The following is a 13,226-nucleotide window of genomic DNA, read 5'->3' on the forward strand; positions in this document are numbered from 1 at the left end:
ATCGCTCTCAACCATTAGATGGCGTAGGCCTTGCGCAGCAGACTCATCGGGTGCTGCGTCTCGCTGCCATCATCCATGCCGTGCTCAATATGGTGGCCCGCCATCGGGCAGTCACTGCCGTAGTAATCGGCCTTGGCATGTTTAACGGCAGCCACCACAGGACGCCCGATTTTCATCGCTGTCTGATGAAACTCGCGCTTCACTGCATAGGTCCCGTCGTGGCCCGAGCAGCGCTCAATCGCTGTCACCTCTGTGTCGGGGATCAGTGACAAAACCTCACGTGTCTTGGAACCCACATTCTGCACCCGCTGATGACAGGCGGCGTGATAGGCAACCTGACCGAGTGGCTGTTTGAACTCCGTATTGAGTTTGCCCACCCTATGGCGATGTATCAGATATTCGAAGGGATCGAAGATCGCTTCACTGACCCGCTTTACATCGGCATCCTCGGGGAATATCAGCGGTAGCTCTTGTTTGAACATCAATACACAGGAGGGGATGGGGGCGACGATATCCCAGCCCGCTTCGATCATCTCTAGCAGCACTGGGATATTGGCCTCCTTGGCACGCCGCACCGACTCCAGATCGCCCAATTCCATCTTCGGCATGCCGCAGCACCGCTCTCGATGTGCCAGCGTAACCGGAATCTTGTTGTGTTCGAATACTACGGTGAGGTCCTCATTGACGATCGGTTCGTTGCGATTGCCATAACAGGTGGTAAAGAGCACCACCCGCCCCTGTGTGGGTCCTGCAGCATCTCCGTTACTATCGCTGCTGTGTAGCCTCGCCAGCCGCTTACGTGCTGTTTTCGAGAAGAATTCGGGCAGACGGGCCTCGGCATGTACTCCCAGCACCGTCTCGAGTAGCTTGCGTGCAGGCTTCAGTCGATTGGTGCTATTAACAACACCAGAGATAATCGGAATCCCTGCCAAAGCACCGACCGCATCGGTGCTAGTGAGAATTTTATCGCGAGTTTTAATCTCACCCTTTTTATACCTCACCGCCTTGGCACGCAGCATCAGATGGGGGAAATCGATACCCCAGGGGTGCGGCGGGGTGTAGGGACATTTGCTCATGAAGCAGAGGTCGCAGAGATAGCAGTGATCGACCACCTGCCAGAAATCGGACTTCTCGACCCCATCGACCTCCAGTGTCGGCGACTCATCAACCAGATCGAAGAGCGTGGGAAAGGCATTGCAGAGACTGACACAGCGACGACAACCGTGGCAGTGATCGAAAACGCGCTCCAGCTCATCGAACAGATCGGTCTCTTCATAGAAAAGTGGCCCTTTCCAGTCGACCGGATGGCGTGTCGGCGGTTCAAGGTTTCCCTCTCTCTTTGCGGTCACGATCATGCTCCCTGTTAACCAAATCATTAGTGCATTACAAATATGCCCGCCATGAAAGACAGGCTAATCTCAGTTACGTATCCAACTCATTGATCGCCTTCTGATATCGGTTGGCATGAGAGCGCTCCGCCTTGGCCAGCGTTTCAAACCAGTCGGCAATCTCCTCAAAACCCTCTTCACGGGCCTGCTTTGCCATACCTGGATACATATCGGTGTATTCATGGGTCTCACCAGCGACGGCGCTCTTGAGGTTATCGGCCGTTCCGCCAAAGGGCATGCCAGTGGCGGGATCACCACTCTGCTCCAGATATTCGAGATGGCCATGTGCATGTCCCGTCTCACCCTCTGCGGTGGAACGAAACAGAGCTGCCACATCGTTATATCCCTCGATGTCCGCCTTTCCGGCGAAGTAGAGGTAGCGGCGATTGGCCTGTGATTCGCCGGCAAATGCATCTTTTAGATTCTGTTCAGTACTGCTGCCTTTCAGTTCCATGGTGCGTCACCTCGCTACGTCTCATTCCGTACAAAAATTACCGCGGCAGAAGAAATGTAGACCTGCGCTCTGGATCTGTACATTGGCAAATTCCTATATCGCTGATCTGTTTTTTATATTGATTCTCATAAATAACCACAAATGGGTAGGGATTACTGACCATCTACCCAAATTTCCAGCGCACCATCGTGGCGTTTTATCCTATGCTGCTTCAGAGATAGTAGATTTGGCCGCTAATTTCTGAACCAGCGACAATTTCTGGCCATCACCAAAAGATCGAATTCAGTAAATTTATGAAGTGCGGACCATGGGCCGCAGAAGAACCAGGAGTTGAACATGCGCGAGATGCAACGAAACATCGCCAACCTAATTCAGAAGATTCTAAAGCTGCTGGGGCTGAAAACCCTCGATGCCCAGTTCCTCTTCTCCTACATGTTGATATTCGCCTTCGCCTCTGTTGGAGCCGCCTCGCTCTACTTCAGCCTCGGTTCCGACGCGACCTCTATCAACGTTGCCGGTCGCCAGCGCATGCTGAGTCAGAAGGTCGCCAAAGAGGCGATGCTCGCTGCACAGAAGGTTGAATCACTACAGGCGGTCGAGAAGACCATCGCGCTGTTCGAATCCTCCCACAACGCCCTGCTACAGGGTGATAAGAAACAGAAGATCGACGCCGTAAAAGCAAAGCCGATCATCGATCAGCTCAAACACGTCGAGCAGCTCTGGGGTAAGTACAAGGTTCATATCCTCTCCTACAGCAACAATCCGACGGATACCGCTCTGAATGCGATCCACAAACAGTCACCGGTGGTATTAAAAGAGATGAACAAGGCGGTCGGCATGATGGCCGCCGAATCTAACGCCTCGGTCCAGTCACAGCAGCGGCTGGCGATGGCCATGACCTTTGGTATTTTGCTTCTGGTAATACTCGGTCGTATGTACGGCATGTCGTGGCTGATGCATCAGATCGACGATCTACGTAACAAGATCCGCGCCGTCAGTCAGGGGGACTTCACCCAGCGCCTTACCGTTATCGACCACGAAAATGAGATCGGCCACATCTTCGATGCCTATAACACCATGCTGGAGCAGGTGGGTGAGATCGTCGGCGGCGTGAATCGCATTGCCCATGAGGTCGGTGAGGGCACCTCAAACGTGATGACCATGCTCAACGAAACTGAAAGCGGTGTGCGCCAACAGCACTCCGATATCGAGCAGGTCGCCACGGCGATGAACGAGATGGCGGCCACCGTACAGGAGGTCGCACGCAACACTACCCAGGCGACTGAAGCAGCCACTACGAGTAACAGCGAGGCGCAGAACGGGCGCAACGTCGTATCACGCACCATGGATAGCATCAGCAACCTTGCCAACCAGATAGAAGAGGCCTCTGGTGTCATGTCGAAACTGGAGGCCGATAGCCTCGAGGTCGGGCAGGTGCTTGAGGTAATCAAGGGCATTGCCGAGCAGACCAACCTGCTGGCACTCAACGCGGCCATCGAGGCGGCGCGAGCGGGTGAGCAGGGTCGTGGTTTTGCCGTGGTCGCCGACGAGGTTCGCACTCTGGCTCAGCGTACCCAGCAGTCGACCGAAGAGATTCGCAATATCATTGAACGTCTGCAGGGACAGGCACGCTCTGCGGTCAGTGTGATGTCACAGAGCCAGGAGCAGGCGCAGTTGAGCGTGACTCAGACCGCCGAGGCGGGTGGAGCCCTCGACTCTATTGTGACCTCGGTCTCAACCATCACCGAGATGAATACCCACATTGCCACCGCCGCCGATGAGCAGAGCAAGGTGGCTGAGGAGATGGATCAGCGCATTACCAATATTGCGGCCGTTGCCGACCGTACCACCCAGACTGCGCAGGAGACGGTGAGTGCCACCGGCGTGATCAACGAGCAGATGGACCAACTGGAGACACTGGTTAACCGCCTGAGAACCTGATTCTTTCCCTTACCACCACAAAACGGGCCTCACAGCCCGTTTTTTTATGTCTCCGTTTCGATCAACTCTCTGTAACCGGCTCGGTTGTACCCCCACATCGAGTGCCACCACGCCGGCGCAGCACCAGCAGTCCCGCCACAACAATCAACGTCGCACCGACTATAAACGGCAGATCGAGTAGCTCACCCCAAAAGAGGTAACCGTAGAGCGCACCAAAGGCGACAGAAAAGTAGGTGAAGGGAGCGATACAGGCCGCCTCCGCCACCGCATAACCTCGTGTCAGCAGCAACTGCCCCAGAGTACCGACCACCCCCATCAACAGCAGCAGACGCCACTCATCGACATCGGGCGTGCGCCAGACGGCGGTCGCTGGAAATGCCGAAACCAGCGTGGCTATCAAGGTGAAGTAGAAGACGATACGGAATGAGGGTTCACTGCGTCCCAGCCGCCGTACCGTCACCTTTGCCAATGCCGCCAGCAGACCACCCAACAGCCCGACCAGTGCCACGGCGCTGAATTCACCTTCCGGGCGGAGAATCAGGATCACCCCGGCAAAACCGATCGGCAGTGCAATAAAGGCGTAGCGCGAGCCACTCTCACGCAGCCACCACCAGGCGATTAGCGGCATGAAGAGGGGGGAGGTCATCTTCAGCAACATACCCTCAGCCAGCGGCAGATGGGCGAGCGCATAGAAGAAGCAGTACATCGCTCCCAATCCCAACAGTGAGCGCAGCAGGTGAAGATGCCAGATATCGGTCTTGAGGCTCTGGCCACGATAGCGAAGCAGCAAAGGCAACAGCACCAGAAGCCCCATCGCATTACGCATGAAGACCACCATCTCGTTGGGTAGCCCTACCGAGAGCGCTTTCACCGAGGCCGCCATGGTGGCGAACATCAGCTCCGAGGCGACGATCAGCAGCGCCCCGAGCAGCAGATTCTGTCGATAGCGCATGCTAAGACCTATTAACGCTGGGCGTTCGCATAGTGTTAACCACCCCTGGTCAGTAGGGGACGCCGGTCCCGCCGAGACCGCAGTAACCGCCTGGATTCTTGGCCAGATACTGCTGGTGGTAACCCTCCGCGTAGTAGAAGTGTGGGGCATCGATAATCTCGGTGCTGATCTCACCCACCCCCTTCTCACTCAAGGCGTGCTGGTAGTGCAGCTTCGAGACGAGCGCCGCCTCGCGCTGGGGATCGGTAAAATAGTAGATGCCGGAGCGGTACTGGGTACCGATATCGTTACCCTGGCGCATCCCCTGGGTTGGGTTATGTGAGGACCAGAACGTCTCCAGCAGCCTCTCATAACTAATCTGCACAGGATCGTAGACCACCAGCACCACCTCGTTGTGACCGCTCTTGCCGCTGCAGACCTCCTCATAGGTGGGGTTGGGGGTGTAACCCGCCGCATAACCGACCGCAGTGGCGTAGACCCCCTCGAGCAGCCAGAAGCCACGCTCCGCCCCCAGAAACAGCCCATACCGAAGATCGCCCGCTCACAGCCCTCCGGGAAGGGGGGAACAATCCGATTACCGTTAACGAAATGGTTCGGTTCGATCGCCATCGCCTCTGCACGCCCCGGCAGCGCCTGATCCTCGCCAACCATCACCTGCTTGTCACCCAATCTTTTGTACATAGCGCTCACTCCACAGCTATATTCTCATTAGCACCAGTGTGCACGCCCCAACCGGCTTATCAACCTTAATAGTGCGGGGTTACTCACACTGAAGAATTACCGGCTATCTTTCTCTTAGCCCTGCCGCAACTACTGAGACCTTTGCAATGGCCAGATACAGTAACAAGCAGCAACCGTTGAGCGTCTCCATCGCTCTGAGGAGAGCATCAACGATGCACAGCTGGCGCTTGAGCGGGGCGGCGTCTGGCTCACCATCGAGTTCGATCACAGCTGCGCACTCTACTACCTGACACCCGACGAGTTGATCGCCTGGATCGAGGGAACGCCGATCGGTGAGATCGCCAGCTTCCCTGAGCTCGATGATGCCCGCTGCCGTGAAGCCTACAAACTCTTCGAGGCAAAACTACGCAAGGTTATTACCTGAATTTTCGCCTCAGCAACCAGCCTAACCTCCCATAGAAAGCCCCTTTGCCAGAGATAGAATGGCAACGCCATGCTGTGGTTTTGATGCAGCTGGTTACCAATAACAATCAAAAATGAAATTGAAGAATGATCAAATGGAAATCAGACGTAAACTACTTACCTTCCTCATCACACCACTCGCACTCGTGTTGCTACTGCCGCTGCAGGCACAGGCACAGGCAGGGGATTCGCTGAGCGGAGATGAGATCAAGACACTCTTCACCGACAAAACCTTTGACGGCGTCAATCACAACAGCGGCTCGTGCTTCAAGAACTACGCCTCTCCCAAGGGAGCCTGCCTAGTCCACTACCTCTCTGGCAAGAAGAGTGGTGAGACGGTCGAGATCGCGTGGAAGGTCAAAGGTGACATGCACTGCTGCGTTAAAAAGGGGAAGAATATCTGTGGCACCATCACCAACGAGGGTAACGGCGTCTACCACAAGATACTGGAAAATGGCGTACACCTGCAGACCTACAGCAACGTCAACGAGGGCAATCAGCTCTAGTTACAACCTGCCCACAAAAAGCCCGGCCATGGCCGGGCTTTTTTATCAGTTCATGAGAGACGATAGAGCCGCTCCACCATCGAGGTTACCCCACGCTTGGCAAATTGCGGGTTCTCCGCCAGCACATCGATCTCCTGAACCATCTCAATCTCGCTATCGGCAAAGAGTCGTCGCACCTCACCGTCATCAACCGCAAAGGGGGGACCGGACATCTCCTGCTGCGGATAGTCGAGCGTTACCAGCAGGCTTTTCGCACCGTCCGGTGTAATAGCTTTCAGGTGCGTTGCGTACCGCTCTCGCATCTCCACCGGCAGCGCCACCAGCGAGGCGCGGTCGTAGATCGCCGCCACATCGATTAGGTCGTTGGCCGTCAGATCGAAGAAGTCGCCACACAGCACTACCAGACCGTCACTCTCCCAGCGTTCAAAACCCTCCTGTGATGAACGCTCAGCAGCGATTTCGTTCTCGCTGAAAAACTGCTCAACCGCCAGCTCGCTGAGCTCCACACCGATCACCCGGTAGCCCTGCGAACGCAACCAGAGCATGTCGCGACTCTTGCCGCAGAGGGGTACGAAGATGGTGCCACCCTCAGCCACACCCAGCTGATCCCAGTACTGCTCGAGGTGCAGATTGACCTCATCCTGGTGAAAGCCGATCTCGTTGTTCTGCCAGCGTGTTTTCCAAAACTCACTGTCCATCGTGTGACTCCTCATGTTCGTTGCCCAGCAGTTGCTCGAGCAGCGTTTCGCTCGACTCATCCGCCTTGATCTATTCTACCGCCGTCCAGCTCATATCATTCTCCAACCGATAGCTGCCCAGATAGGCGTGCGGCGGCTCGCCCCACTCCTGCGGCGAGAGCATCGAGAAGTAACGCTCACCGCCCCTTCTGGTAGAGGTGGTAGCGCTTGCCGGGTTGGCGACTAAAATTGCAGCGTGCACGGTGCAGTAGCTGATCACGTTGCGCACGCTCCAGCACCCGGCGCGCCTGCTGCTGCAGCGTCTGCATCTGATCGGCAATCACCTTCAGCTTCGCATGGGTCACATTGCCGAGCTGTTTGTCCGCCTCGGCGATCTCACGGGCCATATCGACCAGCTCGGTAGCGGGCGCCATGCGACTCACCGGATAGGGTGCCGTACGATCAGATCCGCTGTGCGCCTCACCGGCAAACCTTTTCAACTTCCCCTTATCCAACGGCCGACTCCTCGAGATTTGCCTCAGGATAGCGCGCAACCAACCCATCCGGCAGCTCACCACCTGATGCCTGGTTGATCGCGTTCGATTCAAGATAGAAGTTGATCATCACCATGATCAGTACCGGCATGATGGCGATGCGGATAAAGACCGTCTGCAGAATCTGCTGCATATGGGGATCACTGCTACCGAGCGAGAGCAGTGTGCCGACACCAAACAGCCCCAGGGCCACCCCGTAGGCGATCAGCAACATTCGGTAACGACCTAGCGCCAATCGCCAATGCAGACGCAGAAACCAGGGTTCACCACTCCGTTCCAGAGCACGGCTACGCAACCAGGTATAGAGCATCACTGAGAGAGAGAGGCTTAGTGGCAGCAACAAGCCCCACACACCGACATCGAGCGCAATCGAGGCCGGGGTCATCAATAGATGAAACAGCGCCAGATTAAGCATAAAAAGCTCATGCGGCAGGCGTGCCCGCTTACACAGTGCGGTATCAACATCGAGCTTCATTGGGGACTCTCCAGAGCACTCATCAGATTTGAGGCCACTTTGCGCAGACGGACAACCTCAACTAACCTACATAAGCGTTAAATGATATACCAAACAGGCCACTCAAGGAGATCGGAGAGATGAATCTACTCGCAAACAATGTCGGCAAGGTCGATCGTACGGTTCGTGTCGTTCTAGGCGTCCTGTTGATCGCCAACGTCTTTATCGCTATTCAGCACCCGGTCGGCTGGCTCGGCGTAATTATGGTCATCACAGGAGCCTTTGGCATCTGCCCGATCTACTCACTGCTCGGCGTCAACACCAAATCGGCAGCAGAGAAGATCGGCTTGAAGTAGACTATGCCCCTCATCAAATCAACTGCTGTGCCTCTCTGCAGCGGTTGATACACCCAAGGAGCTATAGCGTGTCCATCAAGTCGATCTCAACCGCCTTTACCACCAAAAACCTCGATCAGTGTCGCGACTTCTACACCAAATATTTCGATGCCACGATCACCTTCGACAGCGGGCAGTACCTCAATCTTGAGTTTGGTGACAGACAGAATTCGCTGCAGTTCATGAAGCCGATGCTGCCGCAACAACCCTTCTCTTCGGGCGGCGGCCTGATGTACAACATTGAGGTCGAGGATGTCGACGCCGAACACCAGCGCCTGAGTCAGGCGGGTCTGGAAGCCGTGATGGCAATCGAGGACCACCCCTGGGGAGATCGCGGCTTTGCGGTACGCGACCCTAACGGAATCCTGCTCTATATCAACTCACCCCGCGAACCGAGCGAGGAGTTCAAGCAGCACTACAAGTAGCCACTAGTAGAAACATGTAGTGTAAAAGAGGTTCAGGCTCCCGAGCCTGGTGCATCTAGCCGCACACTCTAGCGCTGCTCCACCTCGCTATCCCCCGCTATTCACAACCACAGGAGGAGGGTTTGATTCGACCCACTGCTCAAATGCCACATCGAGATTACGTGCCGCCTCCTTCCAGGAGTTCTTACGCGTCTGCCTGAAGAAGCGCATTGATGGATACCAGGGGCTATCTTCTCGATCTCTCATCCATCGCCAGTCAGGGGCATAGATGAGTAGCGTCCATACCGGTACACCCAGTGCGCCCGCCTGATGGGCCGCAGCGGTATCGATGGTAATAAACAGATCCATCTCCTTTAGCAACAGACTGGAATCGTAAAAATCGCTGATCTCAGGGCTGAGATCGTTGACCAGCCAGCTCATTCCTTGCTTGTGCGGATCGGCTGAATTCTTGCCCAGCTGAAAACTGTAGAAGGAGACACCGGGGTGTCTCAGCAAAGGTGTCATGTGCTCAAACGGGATAGAACGATTGGGGTCGGGTTTTCCGGTCCAGAGCAACCCCACCTTGAGCCAGGTGCCGCGTCTCATCGGCAGCTCAGGTTTCCTGTCCCGCTCATCGACCTGCAGGTAGGGCACCTCATCCTGCATCACATCATCGAGTGAGAGATTTAAAATGGCGGGCACACTGGTGACCAAAACGTAGTAATCGAACGGTGGTGGCTCGACATCTTTATCGACAATCTCCACCTCGGTGGTCATATGTGCCAGTTGGTGCGCCAGCTCAGGCGGCGATTGCACAATCACCTCGGCACCCAACGCCTTTAGCCGGGGAATAAAGCGTACAAAGTTGATCACATCGCCAAAACGCTGCTCGTAGGTGAGCACAATACGCTTACCTTCCAGTGACTCCCCCTTCCACTCCGGACCATCAAGGCGGTGTACAAAGGTTCCGGGCAGACGCCAACGGGTCTCATAATCTTTCCACGCCGCCTGATAGTCGCCCATGGTCAATCGATCAAGTGAGCGCACCCACTCCGCCACGACTTGGTACTCCTTCTCCTTATCGCTCTTAGCCGTTCCAGCAACCACATGGTCAAAGTGGCCGAGCGACTCCTCATTACGGTTCATACCGCGCAGCATCATGCCCGCCTGGTGGTGCGCCTCGAGGTGACCGGGCTGCAGCTCCACGACCTTTTCGAACGCCTCCACCGCCTCTTCGGCTCTGCCGCTCGAGGAGAGTAGTCGCGCAAGATTCAGCCAGATCTGCGGATGTTTGGGCAGAATAATCGAGGCGCGCTGCATTGAGACGATCGCCGCATCACGATAGCCCATATTCTCGAAACAGGCCCCGAGCAGGGCGTAGGCGTGCCAGTTGCTCGGCTGGGCAAAGGAGACGGTAATAAACTTCTGCACCGCCTCCTGATAGGCCTCCTTATCGAAGAGCGCCTTGGCCTCATTGAAGAGATCCGTTACGTTCACACGGGTTTTAGACATGTCTGTGGTTTCTTCCCTAGATAAAAAAAGGCCCCCGGCAAAGCCGGAGGCACTCTTTGGTCGATCAACGAATAGCGCTTCGGCTACGGTACATTTGTGACAATCGTACCGTCAGGCAGGGTCACCGTCTGCTCGGTATCACTACTCTCGTCGAGCACCACATCGTCGTAGTTATCTTCGATGTTCGTGTCGGTCAGATCGACTGTCTGGGTCGAGGTAGAACCATCATAGGTGATATTCGAGAAGTAGGCGCCGCCCGGTGCACCATTGAAGATGATCTCACCATCGGTCAGGTTAATCGTCTGCTCGGCATTTGCCAGGCTACCGTAACCGTAGGCGTGTCCAGCAAGACCACCACCCGCGTTATCGGTGATCAGCGTATTTTCAAGCGTCACTGTCTGCGCACCATAGGTACCAAGATTTCCGTACGCACCCTCGCTCTCCACTCTGTTGTAGATGTAGACACCCTCCTCGGCGTTATGGCGACTGATCAGGCCATCAGCAGAAACATCCTGTAGCGCCACACCACCACCGTACGCATTGTTGTAGATGTAGAGTCCTTCATCGTGAGCGCCCGCCAATTCGACATTGGTCAGGGTGACGGTCTGGTCTGCAGTGCTACCGTATGCGGTATCGGGATTCGTTGAAGCATTTACAATATAGATCTCCTGATCACCTGCGCCGGTGACAGTGATATTGGTCAAATCGATATCCATCGTTGCCATGGAGCCTGATCCAGAGCCATAACTGCCATAACCGCCATAACCGCCATAACCGCCATAACCGCCATCATCGGTCGAGTTGTAGATATAGATCCCTTCGTACTCAGAACCGTGTGAGACGAAGCCCTCAATGGTGCTATCGCTCATGTTCGCCGTTCCACCATAGGAGGCAGTATTGCGGATGATGAGTGCCTCTTCATCGGTGGTCGCCTCGACATTACTGATATCGAAACTCATCGAACCGTAAGCATTATCACCCTCAGCACGGTTGTAGATGTAGACACTCTCCTCCTCGGTAACAATATCGAGATTATCGAAGGTGGAGTTCATCGTTGCCGTGGCATCACCCCCAGCACCATAGGCGTTATCACGCGCCCAGTTATAGAGGTAGAGGCCGTCATTATCCTCACTGCGGATCAACAGGTCATTACCGACATTAGTCTGGGTCGAGGTGACATTACCTGTCGCGCCATAACCCACACCGGCATAGTTATACAGATAAACTACTGCGGCACCCTCATTATAGATATCAACGTCATTGAAGGTGTTGTTCTGTGTCGCAAAGACATTACCACTACCGTAACCAGAGCTACCCTGGTTTGTTGCCATAATGCCGATATCACTCGAATCGGTATTATTCAGGTAGCCATCGGTGACGATATTGGTCTGGGTGGCCGTTGATGTTCCACTGCCGTAATCACCGGTCCAGGCGTAGTTGTAGAAATCGAGGACATCATCCTCGGTGATCAGATAGATATCTTCCAACGTATTGGTCGAGGTTGCAGTCGCACTGTTATCCCCATGTGCATAGGAGTAGTTGTAGAAGATTGCACCCTCATCATTCTCGACATAGTGCTCTTCAAGACCGGTGGCATCGATTGACTGGGTGGCCAGCGTATCGGCATCGTAGCTGTGGGCGTAGTTGTAACCGCGAACGATGTCGTAGTCAGACGTGTAACCACGGAGCTGATCAATGGTAACTAGCTGGGTAGCAGTGGCGTCAACCGCATGGTTAGAGAGTGTTACCACTTCATCGTAGACATAGACAAACTCGACATCGGCCATATCGACCATCTGTAAAGCGAGCGCATCTTCACCGTAGGCGTAATTGTAGACATATGCCAAATCTTCCTGGGCGATACCGAGATAGAAGTTATTGAATTCGATGGTCTGGGTCGCAGTCGGCGTACCGCCATCGGCACTGTTCTCATCCCTGGCAATGTTATAGATATAGAAGGCGCCCGAGCTCTGCATCTCATGGAAGTTTGAATCGACCACAGAGAGATCGGAGGTGGCGTTCGCGACACTGCCATCCGCGCCGTTGGTATAGGCGTAGTTGTAGGCGTAGAACGCCGCGCCACTACCATCGGTCATGTTCAGCTCAAGATCGTTGATATCGATAGTCTGATTTGCAGTCGCCTTCGAGGCGTTGGTGTTGTCATAACCGAAGGCGTAGTTGTAGAAACGTCCGGTATCATCATCAACGGCCAGGAAGTCGTTATCGGCGATGGTGAACTCCTGATCAGCAAACGCACCATAGTCGCCCTCGGCATAGGCGTAGTTGTAGGCGTAGATACCGTCACCCTCGGTGGTCAGGATATTACCCGTCAGGGTGAAGTCCTGATAGCACTTCCGCCTCGGTAACCACCGTATGCATTGGACCTGTTTTCAGCAAAGATCGCTGCATCGCCTGATTCTTCACTGACAAAGCTGTTATCGGTTATCTGAAATTCTGGGTCACACTACCGTAATCATCTGCAGTGTTATAGGCAATGATCGCCCGTTTGAAATCCATGAAACGGTTATTCGAGATAGTGACGTTCTGAGTACCTCGCTGGCATCATCACTCAGGATGTAGATCGGATTTGCAACCTCGAAGAACCGGGGAGTCGCTATTTTTGCGAAAGTTTGTTTTGGGCATCCAAGCCCAAGCAAACAGCAAAACTTAACGCGACCGTTTATGCCTTCGGCGCCCCGACCGTCCTGCGTACGTTGCGTAATCACCTCTTCGCGGCTCTACACAACTCCCTCAGTGACTCTACGCCGACATAAAGCCGCTGCTGCATCTTCTTCGTCGTCCGCTCGCGCTCTCAACTACGAATAGGCAGACGGCGTCGACTATCG

General features: G+C 54.9%; 13 protein-coding genes and 2 pseudogenes. 6 read left to right on the forward strand and 9 right to left on the reverse strand.

The features are described from left to right. Positions 1–14: 14 nt before the first annotated feature. Positions 15–1,355, reverse strand: coding sequence for a heterodisulfide reductase-related iron-sulfur binding cluster (locus tag HUE57_RS01450; RefSeq protein WP_078483144.1), 1,341 nt, complete (start codon positions 1,353–1,355; stop codon positions 15–17). Between the two features lie 67 nt (positions 1,356–1,422). Then, on the reverse strand, positions 1,423–1,842 hold the full coding sequence (locus HUE57_RS01455) for a rubrerythrin family protein (protein ID WP_078483145.1): 420 nt from the start codon (positions 1,840–1,842) through the stop codon (positions 1,423–1,425). Positions 1,843–2,178: 336 nt separating this feature from the next. Here HUE57_RS01455 and HUE57_RS01460 point away from each other — a divergent pair, with 336 nt between their 5' ends. Further along, positions 2,179–3,783: a methyl-accepting chemotaxis protein gene (locus HUE57_RS01460; RefSeq protein ID WP_078483146.1), complete on the forward strand. Its 1,605-nt coding sequence runs from the start codon at positions 2,179–2,181 to the stop codon at positions 3,781–3,783. 61 nt (positions 3,784–3,844) lie between these two features. Here HUE57_RS01460 and HUE57_RS01465 read toward each other — a convergent pair whose 3' ends face one another. Further along, positions 3,845–4,735, reverse strand: a complete 891-nt coding sequence (locus HUE57_RS01465) for a DMT family transporter (protein ID WP_078483147.1) — start codon at positions 4,733–4,735, stop codon at positions 3,845–3,847. A 49-nt stretch (positions 4,736–4,784) separates the two neighbouring features. Continuing rightward, positions 4,785–5,416: pseudogene (msrA, locus tag HUE57_RS01470) on the reverse strand (peptide-methionine (S)-S-oxide reductase MsrA). 301 nt (positions 5,417–5,717) lie between these two features. On the opposite strand from msrA, the gene HUE57_RS19475 reads away from it, so the two are divergent. Together HUE57_RS19475 and HUE57_RS01475 are read left to right on the forward strand one after the other, a co-directional pair. Next, positions 5,718–5,840, forward strand: coding sequence for a hypothetical protein (locus HUE57_RS19475; RefSeq protein ID WP_269087635.1), 123 nt, complete (start codon positions 5,718–5,720; stop codon positions 5,838–5,840). 133 nt (positions 5,841–5,973) lie between these two features. Continuing rightward, on the forward strand, positions 5,974–6,384 hold the full coding sequence (locus HUE57_RS01475; protein ID WP_078483148.1) for a hypothetical protein: 411 nt from the start codon (positions 5,974–5,976) through the stop codon (positions 6,382–6,384). Between the two features lie 50 nt (positions 6,385–6,434). Here HUE57_RS01475 and HUE57_RS01480 read toward each other — a convergent pair whose 3' ends face one another. From HUE57_RS01480 to HUE57_RS01490, 3 genes and pseudogenes are all read right to left on the reverse strand, one after another. After that, a complete protein-coding gene (locus HUE57_RS01480; protein ID WP_078483149.1) occupies positions 6,435–7,082 on the reverse strand; it encodes a thiopurine S-methyltransferase in 648 nt (215 codons plus the stop codon). Between the two features lie 70 nt (positions 7,083–7,152). Then, positions 7,153–7,624 (reverse strand): annotated as a pseudogene (locus HUE57_RS01485) (DUF2452 domain-containing protein). After that, the gene (locus HUE57_RS01490) at positions 7,569–8,090 is read right to left on the reverse strand and encodes a hypothetical protein (RefSeq protein WP_078483688.1); all 522 of its coding nucleotides are present in this window, start codon (positions 8,088–8,090) and stop codon (positions 7,569–7,571) included. The pseudogene HUE57_RS01485 and the gene HUE57_RS01490 overlap by 56 nt, the downstream one beginning before the upstream one ends. A gap of 119 nt (positions 8,091–8,209) precedes the next feature. On the opposite strand from HUE57_RS01490, the gene HUE57_RS01495 reads away from it, so the two are divergent. Beyond that, positions 8,210–8,425 carry a YgaP family membrane protein gene (locus tag HUE57_RS01495; protein ID WP_078483689.1) on the forward strand — a complete coding sequence of 72 codons (216 nt, stop codon included), beginning with the start codon at positions 8,210–8,212 and terminating at the stop codon, positions 8,423–8,425. Between the two features lie 68 nt (positions 8,426–8,493). Then, positions 8,494–8,889, forward strand: a complete 396-nt coding sequence (locus HUE57_RS01500) for a VOC family protein (RefSeq protein WP_078483690.1) — start codon at positions 8,494–8,496, stop codon at positions 8,887–8,889. A gap of 87 nt (positions 8,890–8,976) precedes the next feature. Here HUE57_RS01500 and HUE57_RS01505 read toward each other — a convergent pair whose 3' ends face one another. Both HUE57_RS01505 and HUE57_RS01510 read right to left on the reverse strand, forming a co-directional pair. Continuing rightward, a complete protein-coding gene (locus HUE57_RS01505; protein WP_078483691.1) occupies positions 8,977–10,380 on the reverse strand; it encodes a tetratricopeptide repeat protein in 1,404 nt (467 codons plus the stop codon). A gap of 83 nt (positions 10,381–10,463) precedes the next feature. Continuing rightward, positions 10,464–12,476: a hypothetical protein gene (locus HUE57_RS01510; protein WP_174672574.1), complete on the reverse strand. Its 2,013-nt coding sequence runs from the start codon at positions 12,474–12,476 to the stop codon at positions 10,464–10,466. 586 nt (positions 12,477–13,062) lie between these two features. On the opposite strand from HUE57_RS01510, the gene HUE57_RS01515 reads away from it, so the two are divergent. Further along, positions 13,063–13,206, forward strand: a complete 144-nt coding sequence (locus HUE57_RS01515; protein WP_174672575.1) for a hypothetical protein — start codon at positions 13,063–13,065, stop codon at positions 13,204–13,206. The last annotated feature ends 20 nt before the right edge of the window (positions 13,207–13,226 follow it).

This window comes from Candidatus Reidiella endopervernicosa, assembly GCF_013343005.1.
Lineage (GTDB): Bacteria > Pseudomonadota > Gammaproteobacteria.